We start from the raw sequence: 21,205 nt of genomic DNA on the forward strand, positions 1-21,205 counted from the left end.
CCTCAAAGGAAGCGTGGCCGAGTGGTTGAAGGCAGCAGTCTTGAAAACTGCCGACGGTGTGAGCCGTTCGTGAGTTCGAATCTCACCGCTTCCGCCAAGATACTGAAAAGCCCTGAGTCAGGGCTTTTTTTTCGTCTGCTCCGCCTGCACCGACAAACGCCTCGAGAGGCATGCGTTCGATCCTAAGCCCCCGCGTCGGCTAGCTTGCTGCGTTTGGCAACGCGATTGCCCTCACTGACCATACTCGACAGCTCGCGCAGACGTGCATTCGGAAACGATAACAAGGTCGTACCGATGCCGCGGCGGTGTGCGAATGTGTCGTACACCAGCAATCCCGGTCCGTTATAAATCTCTTCATAGCTGCCGTCCCGGTAGAGCTTGATCCCCAGGAGATAATCAGGCGTGGTTTTGAAGGTCAGGCTGTTGCCGAAAGTCGCCTTGACCTGCACCCGTCTCCCATTGCTGGTCGTCCCGTCATGAATGGCTTGCGATACCTCATCGAGGCGCAGGTCGTAATCCAGTTCGGCGATGACTTCACCGATATCGCCGACGAGTCTCCCATCCACGGTGAAACGACGATGAGGAAAAGCGGCGTTCAGCCTTTCGATGCCTTGAAAGACCAGCGCAAGTCCATCTTTCAAGGTGTGGCGTTCAGTCATCACGCTGTCTTTCATGTAGTCGGAATGAAAAGGCCTGGCCCGGTATGATCGTGAGCACGGCACAGGCCGGCTCGCATCCGGGCAAGCCGGCTTCGCTCGTCACGGTGCAATCGGCCGTGCCGCTTCCTTGGCGGCCTGCTGCTCGGCTTCGCGTTTCTGCGCAGCGGCATAGGCCGGCGAGGTGAACTCGATGCTGCAGCCGTAACGCCGGGTGCACAGCATGAAAATGTCCGCATCTGGATGTTTCCAGGTGGCGGTTGGCTCCGCGCCGGTCGAGCGCGCAAGAACAGGTGCGCCGAAGCGGCTCGATACCGAGCTGACGATTTCCGCATAATCCTCGATGCGGTGGCTGTTCGCAGCCAGTCTTTGCAAGACACCGGCCTTGCTGATCGTGGCGTCGAACCTGGCATATGCCGCCCATTTCGGCCGCGTTGCACTGCCCGGTATCTGCAGCGTTCCCTTGCGCACGCCCTTGTCGAGCGCAGGAGTTTCGATCCAGCACAGCGGCGTGCTGTCGAGCCGGCCGATTTCGTTCATGGTGCAGGCGCGGATGGATTTGACCTGGCCGCCGAGCGGCATGCCAAGGATGGTGGTTGGGGCGGCGGCGCTCGCCGACAGCGCGAGGCCGGAAATCAGTGTTGCAAGGATCATGTGCTTGTTCATGGAACAGGATGACAACGGCAAGCGGGCGTGCCGGGGCGCCGGGCGATATCCAACTTCAGATATCGATCTTTTTATACACGTGGCCGGTTTTTCGATTGAATAGCCAGACCTGCTGCAATTCGATGGTCAGGTTATCGCCCTCCCAGTTCTTTTCCCGCGGATCCTTGATGGTCGGGCGGGTAAAGTCGAAATAGCCGGACAGGTAGGGAGGGGCGAGTTTGCCGACGAACATGATCTGGATATTGTAGATGGCGAGCCGAGCCTGTTCGGGGCTGAGTTCCAGGGACACGTCGAGTTGCCGGATATTCGGTTGCAGCAGCTTGAGTGGAATGTTGGTGAACAGCAGGCCGCATCCGCGCGTAGTCGTGCTGGTGACCTGCGCGGTTCGTCCATATGCATTGGCCGCCGTGTAGCTGCGCGTCGACAGCTGTGTCGAGTCCAGCAGTTCGGCAACGAAGAAGGCATCGCCAATCCGCTGCATCTTGGCTCCCCATATTCCGCGCACATGCAATGTTCCCCGGTCGGCATCGTAGTCCTCCGAAAAAGAACGGTATGCGTCGACGAAGCCGAACGTGTCTCCTAGTAAGGTACTGCCGACGATTTTTTCCTTGCCCAGCGCGCCCATGCGGTCGGCATGGGCGGCCGTCGTTTCGAATGCGTCTTTGTCGACCTTGAGCGAATGAAGTCGCTTGGCAATCGGGATGCATGCATGCCCCTTGTAGCCTGGCCCCAGTTCATCGGTCCAGGTTTCAAGCGGTTCCAGCGCATACGCCGGGCGCTTTTTCGCTGCGGAAGAGGCTGTCTTCGGTTTCACCGCGCCTTGGGCATTGGCAGCCTGCATGCTGCCCAGGGAAGCGTGAAGGAAGATCGCGGCCAGCAAGGCAGTCAATGGCTTCAATTTGTCTCCCGTTGCCTGTTCTGTTCGAACACCAAGTATAGCTTGCCGGAAATTCTCTGAATCTCACCAACTATTGCGTTTTGGTAGCGCAATCTGGCCTTATCGCAGGGAGCGATACAATTTCACTGAATAAAAGTGTTGCAATTAAGCATCTGCCTGACTCTTGGTTAACGCTCTGGCGCTATCATGCTGCTTACACGAAAAAGATCATATGCCGATTGAATAAGCACATCGCTCCTGCCCGGGACGCCAACCGTCGTTCGCCCCGCCTGGCCACGATCACCATGCTCGTCGTCAGCGCCGCCGTCGTCCTGACCATGCTGCTGCACCTGGCCCTGGTCAGCCACTTCGCCCACCAGCAGGCGCGCAAGGAGGCGCAGGTGCGCCTGCAGCAGCTGTCGTGGCAGATGCGCGACTCGCTGAACCGCGCGATCGGTAACGCCGCCGCCAACGTCAAGCTGCTGTCCGAATTGCCGCAGATCCGCTCGGCGCACGATGTCGATGCGGCCCGCAATGCCCTCGAATCGCTGCAGCGCTCGGTGCCGGAATATGCCTGGATCGGCGTCACCGATGCCGAAGGGCGGCTGATGGCGTCCACCGGGCGCCTGCTGGAAGGGGCCAAGGTCGATGCCCGTCCCTGGTTCCAGGCCGGGCGCCAGGGCTTGCATGCCTCCGATTACCATCCCGCCGTGATGCTCGGCAAGCTGCTGCCGAAGACGCCCGACCCCTGGCGCTTCGTCGACGTGTCGGCGCCGCTGAAGAACGGCAAGGGCGAATTCGTCGGCGTGGTCGGCGTGCACATGAGCTGGCAATGGGCGCGCAACCGTGCGCGCGAGCTGCTCACGCCGGCCTTGCGCGAATACGGCGCCGAGGTGCTGGTGGTACGCGACGACGGCACCGTCCTGCTCGGGCCGCAAGAGCTGATCGAAACGCGCATCGATACGGCCAGCTTGCGCCTGGCGGCCGCCGGCGAGACCGGTTCCATGCGCGAAACCGGCCCCGACGGCAAGACCTATCTCACCGGCTACAGCCGCACCGGCGCCGAGGGCGATCCCGCGTCCCTGAAATGGTCGGTGCTGGTACGCCATACCGAGGATGCGGCGCTGGCCGAGGCGCGCGAACTGGAACACCGCATGATCTGGCTTAGCATCCTGATGGCGGCCGTGCTGGCCGGCTGCGCGGCGCTGCTGGCGCGGCGCCTGACGCGGCCGATGGATGCGCTCAGCAATGCGATCGAACTGGCGGCCCAGGAAACCGACGCCGGCCGCCCGGCGCCCGCCATTCCGGTGGTGGCCGGCTTCCACGAGGCCCAGGTGCTGTCGCAGGCGATGCGCGATTTGGTGCGCAGCGAGGAAACCCACCGCCATGCCCTGGAAACCATGAATCTGCAGCTGGAATCGACGGTGGCGCTGCGCACCGCGGAGCTGCAGGCCTTGCTGCTGCGCGATGTGCTGACCGGCCTGCCGAACCGGCGCGCGCTGATGGAGACCCTGCCGGCCGCGATGGAGCGTTCGGCGCGCAGCGGCAAGCCCTGCGCCCTGCTGTTCCTCGACATGGACGGCTTCAAGGCCGTCAACGATACCCATGGCCACGAAGAGGGCGACGAGCTGCTGCGCCAGTTCGGCTCGCGCATCGCCGAGGCGGTCAGGCGCACCGATACAGTGGCGCGCCTGGCCGGCGACGAGTTCGTGGTCATCCTCGAGAACCTGGCCAACGTTGGCGATGCCGCGGACAAGGCGCACAGCCTGCTGGCAGCACTGCGCCGGCCGTATGTCCTGAAGAGCGCAACCGTCGGCGTGGGCGCGAGTATCGGCGTGGCCCTGCATCTGCCGCATGAGGCGGCCGACCTGAACGCCTGGCTGGCGCGTGCCGACGGGGCGATGTACGCCGCCAAGCGCGGCGGGAAAAACGCGGTGGCGCTGGCAAATCCCGCCAAAGAAATTTCTGCTGCGTAATATTTCATCGGCAGTCAGAATGTACCTACATAAAGACAAGCCATTCTGGTGAGCCGTATGTGGGGTAATCGACAGATGAACCCGCTTAGAGAGGCGTAATGTAGAGGCGTAGAGGGGATACGCCATGCTGAAGTCGCTTTTCACATTTGCTTTGCTGGGAGGAAGTGCCGCTGCCGCTTGTGCGCAGAGCGGTGTGACGACCTACGGTGTGCTGGACGCCGGCGTGGTCGGCGAGAGCGGTTGCGCCAACGGTTGCACGACCAAGGTCGGCAGCGGTGTGGCGTCGACCTCGCGCATCGGCATCCAGGGCAGCGAATCCATCGGCGACACCACCTCGGCCGTGTTCGGCCTGGAAACCGAGCTGAAACTCGACACCGGCCGCGCCGCCGACCGCCAGGAACGCGAACAGGGGCGCGAGCGTCTCGAACACCAGGCCTGGGTCGGTTTGTCAGGCGAATTCGGCGCCATTACCATCGGACGCCAATACAACCTGCAATACCTGGCATTGACCGACGTGGCCGATCCATTCAAGGGCGGCACCGCCGGCAGCGCGACCAATCTCATCGGCGGACCGCGCCGCACCGACAACAGCGTGCAGTACTACAAGACGCTGGCGAACGGCTTCTCGGCCGGCGCATCCTGGGCCGCGCGCGACCTCGACACCTCGGCAGCCGGGCGCGCCTGGGGCATGACGGTGGGCTTGAGCAGCGGTCCGCTCACCGTGCGTGCGGCGCACCGCAACCAGGGCGCGGTGCGCGCCAACCTGAACTACAAGACCAGCAACGACATGACGTCGAAGAACTCGCTGCTGGCCGCCAACCTGCGCCTCGGCTGGGGCACCGCCTACGCGGCCTACAGCATGAGCCGCGGCATCGCCAGCTCGCCGCTGTTCAATCCCGACAATCCGTACAGCGTCGGCATGGCGCGCACGCCCTCGACCCGCAGCCGCGACGTGCTGTTCGGCATGGCGGTGCCGGTCAGCAATTCAGTCACCTTGCTGGGTTCGTACATCCGCAAGGACGACCGCGACCTGGCCAACCAGGACGCCAACCAGGCGGCCTTCGGCGCCAGCTATTCGGTGTCGCGCCGCACCGATTTCTATGCGGCGTACTCGCACATCCGCAACCGCAACGGCGCCGGCTATACGGTCGGCAATGCCAGCGCCCCGGGCAGCGGCAACAAGGCCTTCAACGTCGGCATGCGCCACGCGTTTTGAAACGATTTCCACGCCAGGCGCCCCGCCATCCGCTGCGACGCGCGGGCGGGAAACTCTGTAGCCTGACACCATCCACCCACACTTTATGGAGGCATTCATGACTGGAGCCAGCACCCTCGATCCGGACAACTTTCCGGAAGCCCCGGACCGCAGCCTTGGCAAGGGCCACGGCACCGACGCCCTCGGGCCGAGCGATATTTCCGATACCGGCAGCGATGTCGTCGGCGGCCCCGGCTTTGCCGGCAACCTCGATGACGATCAATTGATTCACCTGGATGAAGGCACGACCTCGGACCTCGAGGCCAGCCATGCCGGCGACACCGCCGGCCCCGACGTCGGCGACGCCGATTTCTCTGGCGACTCCGACATGGGCGGCACCGGCGAGCGCGCCGCTGCCGGCCGCGACACGGTGGCCAAGGATGGCGCCGATATCGATACCGACCGTATCGAATCCATCCCCGACCTGCCGCTCACGGAAGACGATACCGACTTCCTAGCGAGCCAGCCGCCGCGAGAGCCCACGGGCCGCGAATAAGGCCCCGAACAGCGCGCCACCGGCCAGCAGGGCGGTGGTGACGGGTTTCGAACGCAGGGCCAGCGCCGTGTAGGCCGAGCTTTCGGCCACATGGCGCTCGGTCATGCCCTGGCGCTCGCGCAGCGCCTGCGTTGGATCGGGTGCATGCAGGGCGTCGGTGCGGCCCGGCTGCTTGTCGAATTTCGACTTCGACTGCTTGAACATCGAGGCGTTCATGTACTTGTCGAGCAGGCGCGGCATGTAGGCGTTGCCCGAGGAAACCAGCTTCGAGGCGCCGCCGACGAAGATGTCGCGCTTCGGATGCTGGGCGCAGTACAGGATGGCCTTGGCCACGATCTCCGGCGCGTACACGGGCGCCGGCAGCGCCGCTTCCTTCTCCATGTAGTTTTTCGCGTGGAGCGCGAACATGGTGTCGATCGCCGCCGGTTTCACCAGCGTCACCGAGATCGGCGCTTCTTCTTTTTCCAGCTCCATGCGCAGGGCCTCGGTGAAGCCTTTCACGGCGTGCTTCGAGGCGGCATACATGCCTTGCAGCGGCGCGGCGCGGTCCGAGACCTCGCTGCCCACGTTGATCAGGGCGCCGCCGCCACGCGTCTTCATGCGCTTGACCGCTTCCAGCGAACCGTTCACCACGCCCCAGAAGTTGGTCTGGAACAGGCGCATGTGGTCTTCCAGCGCCACTTCTTCCAGGCGGCCGAAGGTGCCGACGCCGGCATTGTTGACCCAGGTATCGATACGGCCGAAGCGTTCCATGGCGGTGGCGCCGATGCGTTCGACGTCGTTGGCATTGCCGACGTCGGCGGCGACGGTGGCCACCTGGCAGCCCTGGCGCCGCAGTTCGCTGGCCAGCTGGTCGAGGGCGTCGCCGTTGCGCGAGGCGAGCACCAGTTTGGCGCCTTGTTCGGCGGCCATGCGGGCGGTGGTGAGACCGATGCCGCTGCTGGCGCCGGTGATGACGATCACCTGTTCGTTGATCTTGCGGAGTTTTACGGACATGACGTCTTCCTTTCCTGTTGGGTACTACGGAAAGACTGCGTCTTGCGCGATTGCGCACAGACGGCAGCCGCGAATTGTCGAATTATCACAGTCGTGATCACGCCGTGTATTTCAAGGCATTTTTTGATGGGCTGGCGCGCCGTAGACGAGCGGGAAGGAAAGCGAAGCGGGCTTGCGGAGAGCGCGGACGCTGTTGTGCGCGATGGGCTTGCGTTCGCTGTTAGCATCAACGCAACAGTACACAAAGGATTGCGGCAGGGCGGGAGGACTGATTGATCGCCCGATGCGCCGCCGCCAGAAACAGGTCGGGCGGCGCACCGGGCGTGCTTGCACTGTATGAGCGCTGGCCGTATGGCGCAGCGTCAGGAGCAAGCCCCGCCGGCACGGAAATGGCGCGCGCCGGTCGGGGTGGGGAAAGGAATGAAGCTTAGTGCGCCTTGGAGAGGATCAGCAGCCAGCGGCCGAACAACAAGACCTCGACGTGGCCCGCCTCGATGCCGGTGTCGCATTCGATGACCGGGTTGACCGCATAGAAGCGCTTGCGGAAATCGCGCGTAACGGTGAGTTCGCGGCGGCCGAAGCGCATCATGAATGGAGCAGGAGCGTATTCCAGGCCGAAGGAGTTGTTCAGAGTGGTCATTGACGGTTCCCTATCGTTTTGTTGTGTTGGTCAAGTGAGTACAGAATAGCATAACCACTGTATAAATCTACAGGTACTGTACAAACAACCAGTAAAATTTTTTAATTGTGGTTTTTTTGCCATGCACCTCCATGTGATACCGATGGACAAATCGCTGACTACCCGCCTGCACCGTTTTGCAGCCGCGCGCTTCTCGCCCGGAGAGGCATTCGGCCTGCACCTGACGGTCGGCGTGCTGGCGCTGCTGCTGGCGATGGCCGGGTTTGCCCGCATCGCCGGCGCCGTGGTGGCCGGCGCGCCGATCACCCAGCTCGACGTCGAGCTGGCCAACTGGCTGCATGCGCATGCCCACGGCAACGCCGTCCTGCGCAGCTTCCTGATGGCGGTTACCCAGCTCCACAGCACGCCGGGCGTGCTGGCGCTGACGGCCCTGGCCGGCTGGTGGCTGGTGCGGCGCGGCGCGCGCCACTGGATGCTGACCCTGCTGGTCACGGTACCGGGCGGCATGGTCCTGAATGTACTCATGAAACACACCTTCGAACGCGCCCGTCCGCACTTCGACGAGCCCATCCTCACCCTCACGACCTACAGTTTCCCGAGCGGCCACACGGTGGCGGCAACCCTGCTGTACGGCTTGCTGGCCTGCTACCTGACGCGCCATGCGCAGCGCTGGAGCGCACGCGCCGGCTGGATCCTGCTGGCCTGCCTGATGGTGGCGCTGGTGGCCGGATCGCGCCTGTATCTCGGCGCCCATTACCTGTCCGACGTGCTGGCGGCCATGGCCGAAGGCTGTGCCTGGCTTTCGATCTGCGTGACCGGCGTGGCCACGCTGCGCCGGCGCCAGGCCGCGCGTGCGCGCCGCGCAACAATCAACCTGAGCGAGAAATCCTGATGCGTAGACTTGTGCATTTGTCCGACCTGCATTTCGGCCGTGTCGACCCGGCCCTGCTGGAACCGCTGCGCAACCTGGTCCACGAGATCGCCCCCGACGTGCTGGTGGTCTCGGGCGACCTGACCCAGCGCGCGCGCAGCGAGGAATTCGAGGAAGCCAAGGCTTTCCTCGACACCTTGCCTGGTCCGCAGATCGTGGTGCCCGGCAACCACGATATTTCCCTGTACAACGTGTTCCGCCGCTTCGCCAAGCCGCTCGACCGTTATAAACGCTACATCACCGACGACCTCTGCCCGGTCTTCCTCGACGACGAGATCGCCGTGGTCGGCGTCAATACCGCGCGTTCGCTGACCATCAAGGATGGCCGCGTGAACAAGGAGCAGGTGACGCGCATCCAAGAACGCCTGGGCGGGCTCGACCCGAGCATCACCCGCATCGTCGTCACCCATCACCCCTTCGACCTGCCCGAGAGTTTCGAGGAGCGCGACCTGGTGAACCGGGCGCCGATGGCGATGGAGGTGTTCGCCCAGTGCGGCGTCGACGTGCTGCTGGCCGGCCACATGCACGTCAGCCATGCGGCCAGCACGGCCACGCGCTACCAGATCGATTCCTATGCCGCGCTCGTGGTGCAGGCCGGCACCGCGACGTCCACGCGCGGACGCGGCGAAACCAATTCCTTCAACGTGCTGCGGGTCGAGCCCGAGCGCGTCGAGGTCGACCGCTATGGCTGGGATGTGGTCGGCGGCGCNACGCGCGGACGCGGCGAAACCAATTCCTTCAACGTGCTGCGGGTCGAGCCCGAGCGCGTCGAGGTCGACCGCTATGGCTGGGATGTGGTCGGCGGCGCCTACCGTGTCGTGCTCACCGAGAAGTTCGTGCGCGCCGGGAACGTCTGGGCGCCGGCCACCGAAGGCATGCTCGCGGCCGGGCTGTAGCCCCGGGCGCAGGAAAGCTTTTTGCCGGGTGCGGGCTGCCCGGCTGTTTCAACACCACTCACCTATAAGGAGTAAGACCACATGACATTTCGCAGCCTGCTTTCTTCCGCTTTGATCGGCGCCGTTGCGAGCGCCCGTTCGATGACGCCAATGGCCACCATCGCCACCGCGCGGCTTGCCGGCCGCCATACCAGCGGCGACTTGTTCCTGCTCGACCGTCCGGTCTTCAAGTATGGCGCACTCGCCATGGGCGTCGGTGAACTGTTCGGCGACAAGATGAAATCCGCACCCGACCGTACGGTCTTCCTCGGCCTGCTGGCGCGCGTGATGAGCGCCGGCATCGCCGGCGCCGCGCTGGCGCCGAAGGGTAGGGAAAAGGAAGGCGCCGCCGTCGCGGTGGCCACCGCCGTGCCGCTGGCCTACCTGACGCTTGCCGGCCGCAAGCAGGCCATGGCGCGCATCGGCCAGACCAAGAGCGGGCTGATCGAGGATGCGCTGATCGTCGCCGCCGGCACCGCGATCGTGGCCCTGTCGACGCGTCCGGAACGCGGGATCGGCAACGACGAATAAGGCAGGCACCGCCGGGCGACCGCGGAAGGAGGGGCGCGGCCTGGGAGGGCTGCGCCCCTTTGTTTGCCCGGCGCCATGCTGCTACACTCGCGTGTTTTCCATCTCAACACTGTCGAGTCACGCATGAAAAGCAGTTCGAACGGCGGCCTGGTCTATTCCACCGAAAGCGGGCGCATGTGTCCGGCATGCCGGCAGGCGGTCGGCGCCTGCCAGTGCAAGGCGCAGGCGGTGGTCAAGGGCGATGGCGTGGTGCGCGTCTCGCGCCAGTCGAAAGGGCGGGGCGGCAAGACCGTCACCCTGGTCAAGGGCCTGGCGCTCGACGCCGCCGCACTGGCCGCGCTCGGAAAAACCTTGCGCAGCGCCTGCGGCTCGGGCGGCACCGTCAAGGATGGCGTGATCGAAATCCAGGGCGACCATTGCGACCGCGTGATCGACACCCTGAAGCAGCAGGGCCACGACCCGAAGCGCGCCGGCGGCTGACCGCGTTCAGATCCAGTATTCGGTCAGGCGCGAAGCCCATTCCTTGATGCGGTCCGACCAGGGGCGGTCGCGCCATTGTTCGAGGGTCACTTCTTTCGAGGAACGCAGGTCTTCGTTGAAGGCCGCTTCCATGTCGCGCCCGAAGGCCGGGTCGATGATCACCACGTTCAGTTCGTAGTTGTGGATGAAGCTGCGGCGGTCGATGTTCGCCGAGCCGATGGTCGACCAGGCGCCATCGACCACCACGGTCTTGGCGTGCAGCACCGCCACCTGCAGCTGGTAGATCCTGACGCCGCCTTCCAGCAACTGCTCGTAGAAGGCGCGGCCGGCCTGCATCACCAGGCCGTGGTCCGACACGCCCGGCAGCACCAGCTTCACGTCCACGCCGCGTTTCGCCGCGGCGATCAGGGCGTCGACGATCTGCTGGTCCGGCACGAAATAGGCCGAGGTGACGTGCACTGATTTCTTGGCCTCGTTGATCGCCACCATCAGCGATTTGTAGATTTCCGAGTGGCCGTTCGGCTCGGTGGCCAGCACGCGCACGAACTTGTCGCCGGCCGGGGCCAGGCGCGGGAAGTATTCCGCCTGCAGCAGCTCGCCGGCTTCCTGGCGCACCCAGTTGTTCACGAAGGCATATTGCAGCGTGGCGACGGCCGGGCCTTCGATGCGGACGTGGGTGTCGCGCCAGCCGACCTTGTCCTTGTCGACCTTGTCGCTTTTGCGGCCCGAGCGGAACAGCGAGCTGTTGGCATAGTCGGCGCTGATGTTGATGCCGCCCGTGAAACCGACGCTGCCGTCGACCACCAGGATCTTGCGGTGGTCGCGGTTGTTGATCGACCAGTTGCCCTTGGCCTTGGCCGGGTTGATCGGATTAAAGGCCAGCATGTTGACGCCGGCGGCGCGCATGTTGTCGAAGAAGGCTTGCGGGGTGCCGATGGTCCCGACGCTGTCGTACATCACGTTCACCACCACGCCCTGGCGCCGCTTTTCCATCAGCAGCTCGGCGAACTGCAGGCCGATCGGGTCCTGGTCGAAGATATAGGTTTCCAGATTGATCGTGGATTTGGCCGCGCGCACCGCCTCGATCATCGCGCGCAGCGTGGCCGGGCCGTCGAACAGCAGCTGCACGTTGTTGCCGGCGATCAGCGGCACCCCGGTGGCCTGTTCCTCCAGCACGGCCAGCGACTTCAGGTCGGGCGTGGCGTTGGCCCAGCGCCGCGAGAGCAGCTTCGACGATTGCGCCTGGCTCAAGGTGCCCTTGGCGGTGGCCACCGTCGGCACCGGCTTGGCCGGGGTCTCGGGCAGGTGCTCGGCATTGGGCAGGGTCTTGCAGGAGGCGACCACGCCCAGGAAGGCGAGCGCGGCGATCCACATCGAAGTGCGGTGCTTGTTCATTTGGCGTGTCCCCGTTGAGCCTCGGGCGCGGCGTCGACGACGTCGATGTCCCGTGGGCCGAATAAGAAGTCGAGCGGCGCGTGCAGGAAGCGCCGGCCGAGTGCGCGCATCAGGAGGATGCTGCGCGTGAAGCGGATATTGCGTGCGCGCAGCGCCACCCACAATGCGAGATTGAAGCTGACCAGTAGATTCACCGCGCCGATCAGGGCCACGCCGGCGGTGGCGTTCGCGATCATCTGCCAGCTCATCTGGTAGTCGAGGGCGACCAGGGCGGTGGCGAAATTCGCGGTCGAGAAAGTGACGTGGCGGATGTCGAGCGGCAGGCCGAGCAGGTAGCCGACAGTGCCGGTGGTGCCGAGCAAAATACCGAAGAAGAAGTTACCCATCAGGCCGCCCAGGTTGTTCTCGATATACACGGACAGGCGGGCCCGGCGCTCCGTGCCGAGCAGCCAGCGCAGCCAGCGCAACTGGCGCACGCGCTGGCCCATGCGGGTATACAAGGCCTTGTTGTCGTAATAGCCGGAAATCAGCCCGGCGACGAACAGCCAGACCCCGGCAATCGCGGCATAGAACAGAGCCGGCGTATGGAAGGGATCGATGTCGTGCAGCAGGTGGTGCGCCTTGTCCACGTTCACCAGATGGCGACCCATCATCTGCTGGAAGGCAATCGCGATCAGCAGCGCCGTCGGGAAGGCGACCACGACGTTGCCCAGCACCGAGACGATCTGGGTGCGGAACACCTTGTTCACCAGCTCGGCCATGCTGTCGAAATCGATGCCGCGCCCGTCGCGGCTGTGCAGGCCGGCGGCGATGCGCTGGGCCGTCATCGCCGGCTGCTTGGTGGCGATGGTCCAGTGCAGCATGTGCACCAGCATGAAGCCGAACGAATAGTTCATGCTGAACAGGAAGGACTCGACCAGGGGCGCGGCGCGCAGGTAGCTCAGCAGGATCTTGAACATCGCCATGAAGCCGACGATGAAGCCGGCCCCGGCCGAGGCGCCGAACATGCCGCGCAGGCCGGCGCGGCTTTCGGCGATGTAGTGCTCGCCGGTGCGGCTGGCGTTCTCGGTGACATTCCGGGCCAGCAGGTGGATGTTCTGGCGGAACAGCCCGCCAACCTGGTACTTGGTGTTGTGCGCCTCGATCAGTTCCTGGGCCAGGGCCAGGGCGGCGGCGCGCCGTTCGCTCACGTGCGGCTGGGCCGGCTGCGGCACGGTGGCCGGCAGCATCGTGCCGCTGTAGCCGGGGCTGTCCGGCGCTTCGAGGGCGATCGGCGCCGTCACGGTGGGCGGCACGGCCGCTTCGCTGGTATCGACCAGGAACAGCAGCTTGCGCAGCCGCGCGATGCTCTGGGTAATGGCCACCAGCACATAGGTCAGGGCCACGCTGGTGCCGACCGACAGCGAGTTGCGGCGGATCTTGGCCACCACCTCGTCGCACTGGTCCAGCATCACCAGCAGGTGGCGCGGATCGTCGGGGCGTTCCATCACGCCATCGAGGTGGCGCGCATAGGCGTCGAGATACTGGTTGACCTCGATGTTCTGCATCAGGAAGGGCGAATCGAAATCCTCGATCTCGCTGTAGCTGTGCACCAGCAGCGGCTCCAGACCGAGCGCGCAGATGCGGCACGACAGGGTGCGGATCGCATCCAGGACACCGGTCAGCGTGACGTAGCGCGCGCGGTCGCTCTTCGCGTCGGTGGGCGGCGGAGCGTAGGCCACCACGTCGAACAGGGCCAGCCAGTCGGCGTCGGGCACGGCGCGGATCCACGCGTGGTCGTCCTCGGCATACAGCACGCCCGCCAGGGCATCGGACAGGTAGATGTCGTCGAGCGCGGGCGGCAGCACGCGGTAGGCGATGCGGCGTTTCAGTTCGGTGAAGAAGCCGTCGTTCGAGAGGATGCCGACGTCGCTGTACAGGCTGGTATGGCGGCGGTTCTCGAGCAGGGTGACGATGTAGCTGCGCAGGGCCCAGGCTTGCTGCGGATTGCCTTTCAGGAGCTGCGTCAGGGTACGCACATTGGCGCGCGCCTGCCCGCCGTCGCCCCGCTTGGGGCGCAGGCTGCACACCAGCTCGACCAGCAGGTCGATGCGGTCGCTGTGCGGGTCGATGCGTTCGAGAATGGCGAGCATAAATAATCCGGTTTTCTTGATTGACAGTGTACGCGTTGAGAACGCCGCACTTGGTACGGCAACGTACACACTGAAGGTGATTGCGAGAAACGACCCGGATATAGGCCACCGGGCCGGGCGGGCACTATACCCGATCGGCGCGCGAGGCGTGGAAAGCGGACGGTTTCAGGTGAAGGAGAGCAGCAGGGCGGTGAACAGGAAGCCGCTCGCCCAGCAAATGCCGCCCAGCACCACCGCCAGGCCGAGGGCGCCGTTCCAGCCGCGCCGCGCATAGCGGCGGCCGTAGCGGCGGCGCACCGCGATCCACTGCGGCCAGGCCGCGCCCAGCAGCCACAGCAGCAGCCAGGCCAGGGCCAGCCAGGCCATCAGCGGCGAGTCGCCGTTCAGGCGCCGGTTGACGGCGCCGGCCAGCAGTTGCAGGGCCAGCATGACGAGGCTGGCCCCGAGCCAGATGCGCGCCCGGCCGGCGGCCCGCGGCTGGCCGAGCGCGCGCCAGTTGTGCATCAGGAGCCAGGAGCCGAAGGCGGGTGTGAACACCAGGCTCCAGGCGGCGACCATCGACGGCCGCCACAAGGCGGCGCCTGGGGTGGCGTGGTCGAACTCGATGGCGTTGGCGGTGTCGCGCATGATGGCGATAGGAAATGTTGCCGAAGTGAAGCAACACTATCGCGCGTGTGGCAGGGAATGTGGTTGTGCTGCGTCGAGCAGGTGCGTGTGCGACATCAAACGTGCGGCAAGCCTATAAAAAAACCGCCCGGGTATGACACCGGGCGGTTTTTGCGCACGCTAGGCTGCGATCAGACGTCGATCAGACGTCGATCAGAAGCGGTAGCCGGCGGTCAGGCGGAAGTAACGACCCATGCCGTTGTGCAGCTGCGGGTTGAAGCCTTCGCTCGGGTAGCGTGGATCGTACGGCGCCGCGCTGTCGAACAGGTTGCGGATGTTGGCCGACAGGGTCCAGTTCTTGAAGCCCGTGTAGGTATAGCCGACGTTGACCGTGGTCCATTCCTTGACCGAGCAGTCGCTCACGTAGTTCGTGAACTTCGGCAGGCCGCCGACTTGCTCGCCGGCCGGCGCCGGGCCGCTGCCGTAGTAGCAGAACGGGGTTTCGAAGCGCACTGCGTCGTCATAACGACGGTACAGCGAGACAGGCGAGACATAATCGATCGAGCCCGTCACCGAGTGCACGCCCATGGTCCAGGCGGTCGACAGGGTGGCGCGGTGACGCGGGATGTCGCCCACCGAGGTTGCCCAGTCGGCCAGGCCGCCGTTGGTGCCGACCAGGTTGTTCTCATGCTCGCCTGGACGTTCCGCGCGCTTGTAGGTCAGCGCGTAGTTGTAATCCAGCTTGGTCGACAGGCGGCCCCACTCGCCCAGCGACAGGCGGTGCGCGACTTCGAAGTCCAGGCCCGATACGACAGTCGAACCCTGGTTCACGTAGTAGCGGTTGACGGCGCTCAGCGGGCCGCTGTTCGGAATCGCATTGCCGTTGGCGTCGCGCAGCAGGTTGGCCGGGTTGTTATCGCGGATTGCCAGGCCTGGGTACAGGTCCGGGTGATCGACGACGAAGCCAGCCGACAGCAGCGCGGTCTCGTCTTCCTTGCGGATCTTGTAGTAGTCGATCAGGATGTCGAGGTTGCGGGTCGGGTTGATGATTGCGCCGAACGAGAAGCTCTTCGAGGTTTCCGGCTTCAGGTTCGGATTTGCACTCGACATGCTCGAGATGCGGCGTGCGCAGTCGGCATCCGAGGCGCCCGGCAGCGGGTCCTTGGCGTTCGGGCAGCGCACGGTATCAGGCACGGTCGAGAACGACTGCACGCCGCCCTCGGCGATCTGCGACAGGGCAGGCGCGCGGAAGCCTTCGGCATAGGTCGAGCGGAAGGTCAGCTGGTCGGTGACGGCCCACTTGGCGCCGACTTTCGGCACGAAGCTCGAATCGTTCGGGTACTTGTCGTAGCGGCCGGCGAAGTCCATCTCGAAGTTCTTGGTGAACGGCGTGCGGATTTCGACGAAAGCCGACTTGACCATGCGCCGGGCTTCGATCAGCGAGTTCGACAGGCCCAGGATCTGACCGGTCTGGGTCAGCTGGTCCGGGGTCATCGACAGCTTTTCCTGGCGGATTTCACCGCCGAAGGCGAGGCCGATGTCGCCGCCGGCCAGGGTGCCGACCGTGGTCGAGGCTTTCGCGTCGAACTGGGCGACTTGTGCATAGCCTTCGTTGACGACGTCACGCACGGCCGATGGATCGGCGGCGGTCTGGGCCAGGGTGCGGCCTTCGGTGACGATGCGGTCGATGGTCGGGCGGTACAGCATGCCGCGCATGGTTTCGGTGCGCTCGCTGCGGTTGACCAGCAGGCCCGATTCCCAGTCGAAGCGGCCGGTGGTGCCCTTCAGGCCGGTCAGCAGGCGGAAGGCCTCGTTGACGTTGCGCGAGCCGCCGTCGGTGCCGACGAAGCGGTAGCCGACTGCCGAGCGGGCATCGGTGAACGGGTTGTCGGGATGGCCGATCGGCAGGATCAGCTGGTAGTCGCTCGGCAAGCCGTCGGTGCGGAACACGGTGGTCGGCGAGGTCGACAGGATGGTCGACGGGTTGCCGGTGTATTCGCGGTCGACGCGGCTGTAGCCGAATTCGGTGAACGAGGTGATGTCCGGGGTGATCTGGACGGTCAGCTTGGCCAGGACGTTGGCATCCTTGCCCTTGCTCTGCGCTTCGGCGTTGTTGTTGGCGTCGTAGTTGCAGAAGGTGCGGCCGTTCAGCATCGAGGTCGCGGTCAGGTTGTTCGCTTCGCGGTTGCCGGTGATCTGCTGCGATGGGTCGCAGCCGAGCTGGTTGACGATGCCCGAGGCGTTGGCCAGGTTGTTGGCGAAGTTGCGGGCGCCCGGGGTGCGCTCGCGGAAGAAGAAGGCCTGGTCCGACAGGTAGCTCGAATACGGGTTCAGGCGCGCGTTAATGTCCGCGTACATGCCCTTCTTGATGTCGTTGACGTCCTTGATGCCGGTGCGGTCGCGCTGCGCCAGGTCGAAGGAAATGAAGGCGTTGTAGCGATCCTGGTCGAGGTCGCCGAAGCCGAACACGCCGTTGACGTTGTTGCGGGCGAACTCGCCGTCATCGTTGGCGCTGGTCGAGACCTTGATCTCGGCGCCCTGGTAGTCGGTCTTGGTGATGAAGTTGATGACGCCGGCGATCGCGTCCGAGCCGTACACGGCCGAAGCGCCATCCTTGAAGATCTCGACGCGGTCGATGGCCGAGACCGGAATGCTGTTCAGGTCGTACACGGCCGACTTGCCCTGGTTCGGGTCGGCGTAGGCCGATGCCGTGATGCGGCGGCCGTTCAGCAGGATCAGGGTCGAGGACGAGCCCAGGCCGCGCAGCGAAGCGGTCGAGGTGCCTTTCGAGAAGGAACCGTCGGTGATGTCGTTCGAGGTACCCGAGCCGAAGGCCGGGATCGAGTGCAGCAGTTCGGCGACGGTGTTGGCGCCGGTCGCTTCGATCTGCTTGGCGTTCAGGACGCCGACCGGCGAGGAGCCTTCCTTGTCCGCGCGCTTGATGTTGGAACCGGTGACGTACACCTTGGTTACCGGGGCGGCAGCTTCCTGCTGCGCGAAAACGACGCTGGTCGAGGCCAGGGTCAGGGCGACAGCGACGACGCTGCGCTTTACTGCGAGATGCTGCTTAGTCAAAAAACTCTCCGATGCTTCTTTTTCACGGTGCGCGGCGCGGTGGCGGTGCCGGCTTGTGGCCGGGCCGGGCGGCGTCGACGCTCCGTTCGTTGCTGTTAGACAGATTGCTCAAGCAGCAAAGCGCGCTTGAGGGCAACATAAAAGCATTTCGGATAAACAAATGTCAAATGCGATCGGATATTTGTTTGATTAACACAACAGGTATACCCTTCGCTCATAGGGCCATAGACAAAGAATTCGTCTGGTCGTCTATACAGAAAAGCCCTGAGCATAAGCGGAACTTATGCTCAGGGCCTGGCAAAACCGAGGCTTAAAAAATCAGCCTTGTGCCGGTTCGGCGACGTAGATCTCGACACGGCGGTTGCGTGCGCGCCCGGCCGCGTCGTTGTTGTTGGCGATCGGCTCGCGGTCGGCGCGGCCTTCGATGGTGATGCGGTTCGGATTCACACCGCGGCCCGCCAGGTAGTCGCGCGTACGCGAGGCGCGGTCGACCGACAGCGGCTGGTTGATCGACACGTTGCCGGTGTTGTCGGTATGGCCGATGATGACCACGTTGGTGTTCGGATTTTCCTGCAGCGTGCTGGCGAAGCGCTGGAGGATAGGCTGGAAGTTCGACTTGATGTCCGAACGGCCTGTGTCGAAGGAAATGTCGCTTGGGATTTCCAGTTTCAGGCGGTTATCCGAGGTCTGCGACACCTGCACGCCGGTGCCCTGCGTGGCCTGTTCCATCGCCTGCTTCTGCTGCTCCATGCGCTTCGACCAGATGTTGCCGATCACGGCGCCGGCAGCGCCGCCGAGGACGGCGCCCTTGGCAGCGCGGCTGCCGCCGCCGCCGCCGGTGGTGCCGCCGATGAGGGCGCCGAGGGCCGCACCGGCGCCGGCGCCGGTGGCGGTGCCGCGCTGGGTGGCGTTCATGTCGGCGCAGCCGCTCACGCCGAGGGCGAGGACGGTGGCTGCGATGGCGGATTTGGTGAGATTGCTAGTCATAATCGCTCTCCTTGAAATGAAAATCCGTTTCGTAGGCGCACCCCTGCGGGGCACGTCCGCGAAACGGATTGGTGGTACAACATCTGTTGGCGCATGCGCCTTGCCGCTTGGGCAAGCGCGTGCGGCAAGGACGCAGGACGCGTCACTCACGCGCTTGCGCCTATATGCCTCGACCGCTGATCAGGCGCACCAGGATCATGATCACGGCGACAACCAGCAGGATGTGGATGAAGCCGCCGATCGTGTACGAGGTGACCAGGCCGAGCAGCCACAGGACGATCAAAACGATGGCAATGGTATAGAGCATGATGAGTCTCCTCAGACATTAGCGCCGTCAGTGGCGCGGTGAGTCCAGTATGCAGCGAGCTGCTCAGCACCACCGTTCGATGGCCCACATTAAGCGCGAGATTTTTGTTCTTTTTGCATCCCTGCGCCGTTCAGACCCGGAATCCACCCCATGAAACCGAGCAGGCCGACGATGCCGATCAGGCAGGTCAGCAGGCCGCCCGCCACCAGCAGGGTCACGTCGTGCGGCGCCACCGCATGCCCGTCCTGCAGCGGCGGCCCCGCCGACACCAGGCCGAAGGCCGTCACGACCAATCCCCAAACGATGATGCCGATCCACGCGAGGCTATTCATGGTAATCCCCTTTTCGATGGTTGGAGTCTTGTACCGGATGTGAGGTTCTGGAGTTTCCGGCGTAGAAACATTCTCGGGCTAGCTCAGCAGTAATTCCGTGCGTTGGCGCACATTGCACTGGAGAAAATATCAAGGCCGGGCATCCTCGCGGATGGCCGGCCTCGAAAAGGAGGTAGGTTGAGCGGGATCAGGCAGCGCGCAGGCGGCCCTTGACGATGCGCACGCGGTCGCCGTTGCGCCATTGCGGCTGGCTGTTTTGGTGGAAGGTGCGCAGGGTGCCGTCGTCGAGGCGCACGCGGATTTCGTAGCTGGTGGTGGCCTTCATGTTGCCTTCGACCTGGTTGCCGACCACGGCGCCGCCGATGGCGCCAGCTACGGTCGCCAGCTGGCGGCCATGGCCGCCGCCGATCTGGTTGCCGAGCAGGCCGCCGACCACGGCACCGCCCGCAGCGCCCAGGCCGCTGCCCTGGGCGCGCTGCTTGATGGCGCGCACCGACTCGACGTTGCCGCAATTGCCGCACCACTTGGGCGTGTCGGCGGCAGCCACCTGCACCGGCTTGTTCGCGGCTTTCGGATGCGTCACGGGGGCCGGCTCGGCTGGCGCCGGGGCAGGAGCGGGCGCATAGCCCTGGGCCACTTGCTGGGCCGGGTAAGCGGGCGCCGCCGCGGCTGCCGGGGCCAGCGCCGCCGCGCCGGCGGCTTGCCCGGCCAGCGGATCGGCGGCCGGGTCAGGCAAGGCCGGGGCCGCCTGGTTGGGCGGCGGCAGGCTGGCGGCCAGCGCGGCGCGGTCGGCCTCGTTCAGCTGGCGGCCGGCATTGCCGCCGATCGACGACGGAATCCAGCCCATGATGGCGGCGGTGCCGACCAGGCAGAACAGGACAACGGCGAGCGCCGCGATCAGGAGGAGCGGATGGTGCTGGGCGCGCGCCGGGGGATTCGGAATATTGTTCATGGCTTGTCCTCGACAGATTGCAGGCCGCTCGTACGGCCCGCACGGCCAGGCAGCGCGCCCGGTCGACGATTAGGATTGTCCTCAGGAACAACAAGCTATTCCGTGCGTCACCGAACATACTTCTCCCTATGGTCGGCTTTACCCTGATCGAAATTGTTTGCAAATGTATCCGCCGCCCGCAGCCCATCCTTTCCATTGAAAGGCGGGACGCGTGCAGCCTACTACGAGGGTCCGATGAACTTTGCCGCTTCCCACGACGTCGCCGAGCACAACGCCAATTTGTTGCTGGCCGCGCTCCCGCCGCAGGAGCTGGCCCAGGTGTTGCCGATGCTCGACCAGGTAAAGGTCGAAGCAGGAGAGGTGCTGTCCGAAGCGGGCGAGCCCTTCCACCACATTTACTTTCCCCACGATTGCCTGATTTCGCTGCTCGGCGTCGCCGGCGGGCGCCTGACGCTCGAGGTCGGCCTGGTCGGACGCGAAGGCATGCTTGGCGCCACTGTCGCGCTCGGCCACCAGACGGCGCAAACACGCGCCGTGGTGCAGCGTCCCGGCAGCGCCAGCCGCATGCGCAGCAGCGACTTCCGCGCCGAGTTCGCACGCAACCCGGCACTGCAGCGCGTGCTCTACCGCTATACCGACACGCTGCTGGCGCAGGCGATCCAGATCGCCGTCTGCAGCCGTTTCCACGTATTGGAAGCGCGCCTGGCGCGCTCGCTGCTGATCACGCGCGACCGCCTGCAGTCCGACAAGTTCCACCTCACGCACGAGTTCCTGGCCCACGCGTTGGGGGTGCGCCGGGTCGGCGTGACGAAGGCGGCCAGCGCGCTGCAGCAGCAGGGGCTGATCATCTACAGCCGCGGCAACATCGAGATCCTCGATCCGGTCGGGCTGGCGGCGGCGGCCTGCACCTGCTACGAGATCGTCAAGGATGCGTCGGTCGGGGCCTTGTCGAGCGCCTTCGTCTAATTTGGCGCGTAGGG

General features: G+C 64.9%; 21 protein-coding genes and 1 tRNA gene. 9 read left to right on the forward strand and 13 right to left on the reverse strand.

Features of this window, described 5'->3' with window-relative positions; genetic code table 11:
• The first annotated feature begins 7 nt into the window (after positions 1–7).
• A tRNA-Ser gene (locus tag QPK31_RS19835) sits at positions 8–97 on the forward strand.
• Positions 98–182: 85 nt separating this feature from the next.
• Here QPK31_RS19835 and QPK31_RS19840 read toward each other — a convergent pair.
• The 3 genes from QPK31_RS19840 to QPK31_RS19850 form a co-directional block, all read right to left on the reverse strand.
• On the reverse strand, positions 183–674 hold the full coding sequence (locus QPK31_RS19840) for a hypothetical protein (RefSeq protein ID WP_290424609.1): 492 nt from the start codon (positions 672–674) through the stop codon (positions 183–185).
• 84 nt (positions 675–758) lie between these two features.
• The gene (locus QPK31_RS19845) at positions 759–1,310 is read right to left on the reverse strand and encodes a hypothetical protein (protein WP_290424610.1); all 552 of its coding nucleotides are present in this window, start codon (positions 1,308–1,310) and stop codon (positions 759–761) included.
• A gap of 67 nt (positions 1,311–1,377) precedes the next feature.
• Entirely contained in the window at positions 1,378–2,220 is an 843-nt protein-coding gene (locus QPK31_RS19850) for a hypothetical protein (RefSeq protein WP_290424611.1), read from the reverse strand.
• Positions 2,221–2,438: 218 nt separating this feature from the next.
• Between QPK31_RS19850 and QPK31_RS19855 the strand changes: the two genes are divergently transcribed.
• From QPK31_RS19855 to QPK31_RS19865, 3 genes are all read left to right on the forward strand, one after another.
• On the forward strand, positions 2,439–4,175 hold the full coding sequence (locus QPK31_RS19855; RefSeq protein WP_308634039.1) for a sensor domain-containing diguanylate cyclase: 1,737 nt from the start codon (positions 2,439–2,441) through the stop codon (positions 4,173–4,175).
• Between the two features lie 124 nt (positions 4,176–4,299).
• Complete coding sequence (locus tag QPK31_RS19860; protein ID WP_290424612.1) at positions 4,300–5,391, forward strand: porin; 1,092 nt, start codon at positions 4,300–4,302, stop codon at positions 5,389–5,391.
• 97 nt (positions 5,392–5,488) lie between these two features.
• Complete coding sequence (locus tag QPK31_RS19865) at positions 5,489–5,926, forward strand: hypothetical protein (protein WP_290424613.1); 438 nt, start codon at positions 5,489–5,491, stop codon at positions 5,924–5,926.
• Here QPK31_RS19865 and QPK31_RS19870 read toward each other — a convergent pair.
• Together QPK31_RS19870 and QPK31_RS19875 are read right to left on the reverse strand one after the other, a co-directional pair.
• On the reverse strand, positions 5,885–6,922 hold the full coding sequence (locus QPK31_RS19870; protein ID WP_290424614.1) for an SDR family oxidoreductase: 1,038 nt from the start codon (positions 6,920–6,922) through the stop codon (positions 5,885–5,887). The genes QPK31_RS19865 and QPK31_RS19870 overlap by 42 nt on opposite strands.
• A gap of 427 nt (positions 6,923–7,349) precedes the next feature.
• Entirely contained in the window at positions 7,350–7,562 is a 213-nt protein-coding gene (locus QPK31_RS19875) for a hypothetical protein (protein ID WP_290424615.1), read from the reverse strand.
• 142 nt (positions 7,563–7,704) lie between these two features.
• On the opposite strand from QPK31_RS19875, the gene QPK31_RS19880 reads away from it, so the two are divergent.
• From QPK31_RS19880 to QPK31_RS19895, 4 genes are all read left to right on the forward strand, one after another.
• Positions 7,705–8,454, forward strand: a complete 750-nt coding sequence (locus tag QPK31_RS19880; RefSeq protein ID WP_290424616.1) for a phosphatase PAP2 family protein — start codon at positions 7,705–7,707, stop codon at positions 8,452–8,454.
• Complete coding sequence (locus tag QPK31_RS19885) at positions 8,454–9,389, forward strand: metallophosphoesterase (protein ID WP_290424617.1); 936 nt, start codon at positions 8,454–8,456, stop codon at positions 9,387–9,389. The genes QPK31_RS19880 and QPK31_RS19885 overlap by 1 nt, the downstream gene beginning before the upstream one ends.
• A gap of 81 nt (positions 9,390–9,470) precedes the next feature.
• Positions 9,471–9,959, forward strand: coding sequence for a hypothetical protein (locus QPK31_RS19890; RefSeq protein WP_290424618.1), 489 nt, complete (start codon positions 9,471–9,473; stop codon positions 9,957–9,959).
• A gap of 123 nt (positions 9,960–10,082) precedes the next feature.
• Positions 10,083–10,439, forward strand: a complete 357-nt coding sequence (locus tag QPK31_RS19895) for a translation initiation factor Sui1 (RefSeq protein ID WP_290424619.1) — start codon at positions 10,083–10,085, stop codon at positions 10,437–10,439.
• A gap of 6 nt (positions 10,440–10,445) precedes the next feature.
• Here the strand turns inward: QPK31_RS19895 and cls are convergent, their stop codons facing one another.
• From cls to QPK31_RS19935, 8 genes are all read right to left on the reverse strand, one after another.
• The gene (gene cls, locus QPK31_RS19900) at positions 10,446–11,834 is read right to left on the reverse strand and encodes a cardiolipin synthase (protein ID WP_290424620.1); all 1,389 of its coding nucleotides are present in this window, start codon (positions 11,832–11,834) and stop codon (positions 10,446–10,448) included.
• Complete coding sequence (locus QPK31_RS19905) at positions 11,831–13,966, reverse strand: site-specific recombinase (protein WP_290424621.1); 2,136 nt, start codon at positions 13,964–13,966, stop codon at positions 11,831–11,833. The genes cls and QPK31_RS19905 overlap by 4 nt, the downstream gene beginning before the upstream one ends.
• Positions 13,967–14,131: 165 nt before the next feature.
• Entirely contained in the window at positions 14,132–14,593 is a 462-nt protein-coding gene (locus QPK31_RS19910) for a hypothetical protein (protein WP_290424622.1), read from the reverse strand.
• A gap of 192 nt (positions 14,594–14,785) precedes the next feature.
• A complete protein-coding gene (locus QPK31_RS19915) occupies positions 14,786–17,647 on the reverse strand; it encodes a TonB-dependent receptor (RefSeq protein ID WP_290424623.1) in 2,862 nt (953 codons plus the stop codon).
• A gap of 318 nt (positions 17,648–17,965) precedes the next feature.
• Positions 17,966–18,634, reverse strand: coding sequence for an OmpA family protein (locus QPK31_RS19920; RefSeq protein WP_290424624.1), 669 nt, complete (start codon positions 18,632–18,634; stop codon positions 17,966–17,968).
• A gap of 160 nt (positions 18,635–18,794) precedes the next feature.
• Entirely contained in the window at positions 18,795–18,941 is a 147-nt protein-coding gene (locus QPK31_RS19925) for a lmo0937 family membrane protein (RefSeq protein WP_136223041.1), read from the reverse strand.
• An 89-nt stretch (positions 18,942–19,030) separates the two neighbouring features.
• On the reverse strand, positions 19,031–19,273 hold the full coding sequence (locus QPK31_RS19930) for a hypothetical protein (RefSeq protein ID WP_290424625.1): 243 nt from the start codon (positions 19,271–19,273) through the stop codon (positions 19,031–19,033).
• 187 nt (positions 19,274–19,460) lie between these two features.
• The gene (locus QPK31_RS19935; protein WP_290424626.1) at positions 19,461–20,225 is read right to left on the reverse strand and encodes a glycine zipper 2TM domain-containing protein; all 765 of its coding nucleotides are present in this window, start codon (positions 20,223–20,225) and stop codon (positions 19,461–19,463) included.
• Positions 20,226–20,459: 234 nt separating this feature from the next.
• Between QPK31_RS19935 and QPK31_RS19940 the strand changes: the two genes are divergently transcribed.
• Positions 20,460–21,191 (forward strand): Crp/Fnr family transcriptional regulator, encoded by a 732-nt coding sequence (locus QPK31_RS19940; RefSeq protein WP_290424627.1) that lies wholly within the window; start codon positions 20,460–20,462, stop codon positions 21,189–21,191.
• The last annotated feature ends 14 nt before the right edge of the window (positions 21,192–21,205 follow it).

It is taken from the genome of Massilia sp. YIM B02769, assembly GCF_030411995.1.
Classification (GTDB): Bacteria; Pseudomonadota; Gammaproteobacteria; order Burkholderiales; family Burkholderiaceae_D; genus Telluria.

Coding starts and splice junctions, on each gene's coding strand:
- QPK31_RS19840 (WP_290424609.1), bottom strand. CDS start 674: ATGAAAGACAGCGTGATGACTGAACGCCACACCTTGAAAGATGGACTT.
- QPK31_RS19845 (WP_290424610.1), bottom strand. CDS start 1,310: ATGATCCTTGCAACACTGATTTCCGGCCTCGCGCTGTCGGCGAGCGCC.
- QPK31_RS19860 (WP_290424612.1), top strand. CDS start 4,300: ATGCTGAAGTCGCTTTTCACATTTGCTTTGCTGGGAGGAAGTGCCGCT.
- QPK31_RS19865 (WP_290424613.1), top strand. CDS start 5,489: ATGACTGGAGCCAGCACCCTCGATCCGGACAACTTTCCGGAAGCCCCG.
- QPK31_RS19870 (WP_290424614.1), bottom strand. CDS start 6,922: ATGTCCGTAAAACTCCGCAAGATCAACGAACAGGTGATCGTCATCACC.
- QPK31_RS19875 (WP_290424615.1), bottom strand. CDS start 7,562: ATGACCACTCTGAACAACTCCTTCGGCCTGGAATACGCTCCTGCTCCA.
- QPK31_RS19880 (WP_290424616.1), top strand. CDS start 7,705: ATGGACAAATCGCTGACTACCCGCCTGCACCGTTTTGCAGCCGCGCGC.
- QPK31_RS19890 (WP_290424618.1), top strand. CDS start 9,471: ATGACATTTCGCAGCCTGCTTTCTTCCGCTTTGATCGGCGCCGTTGCG.
- QPK31_RS19895 (WP_290424619.1), top strand. CDS start 10,083: ATGAAAAGCAGTTCGAACGGCGGCCTGGTCTATTCCACCGAAAGCGGG.
- cls (WP_290424620.1), bottom strand. CDS start 11,834: ATGAACAAGCACCGCACTTCGATGTGGATCGCCGCGCTCGCCTTCCTG.
- QPK31_RS19905 (WP_290424621.1), bottom strand. CDS start 13,966: ATGCTCGCCATTCTCGAACGCATCGACCCGCACAGCGACCGCATCGAC.
- QPK31_RS19910 (WP_290424622.1), bottom strand. CDS start 14,593: ATGCGCGACACCGCCAACGCCATCGAGTTCGACCACGCCACCCCAGGC.
- QPK31_RS19920 (WP_290424624.1), bottom strand. CDS start 18,634: ATGACTAGCAATCTCACCAAATCCGCCATCGCAGCCACCGTCCTCGCC.
- QPK31_RS19925 (WP_136223041.1), bottom strand. CDS start 18,941: ATGCTCTATACCATTGCCATCGTTTTGATCGTCCTGTGGCTGCTCGGC.
- QPK31_RS19930 (WP_290424625.1), bottom strand. CDS start 19,273: ATGAATAGCCTCGCGTGGATCGGCATCATCGTTTGGGGATTGGTCGTG.
- QPK31_RS19935 (WP_290424626.1), bottom strand. CDS start 20,225: ATGAACAATATTCCGAATCCCCCGGCGCGCGCCCAGCACCATCCGCTC.
- QPK31_RS19940 (WP_290424627.1), top strand. CDS start 20,460: ATGAACTTTGCCGCTTCCCACGACGTCGCCGAGCACAACGCCAATTTG.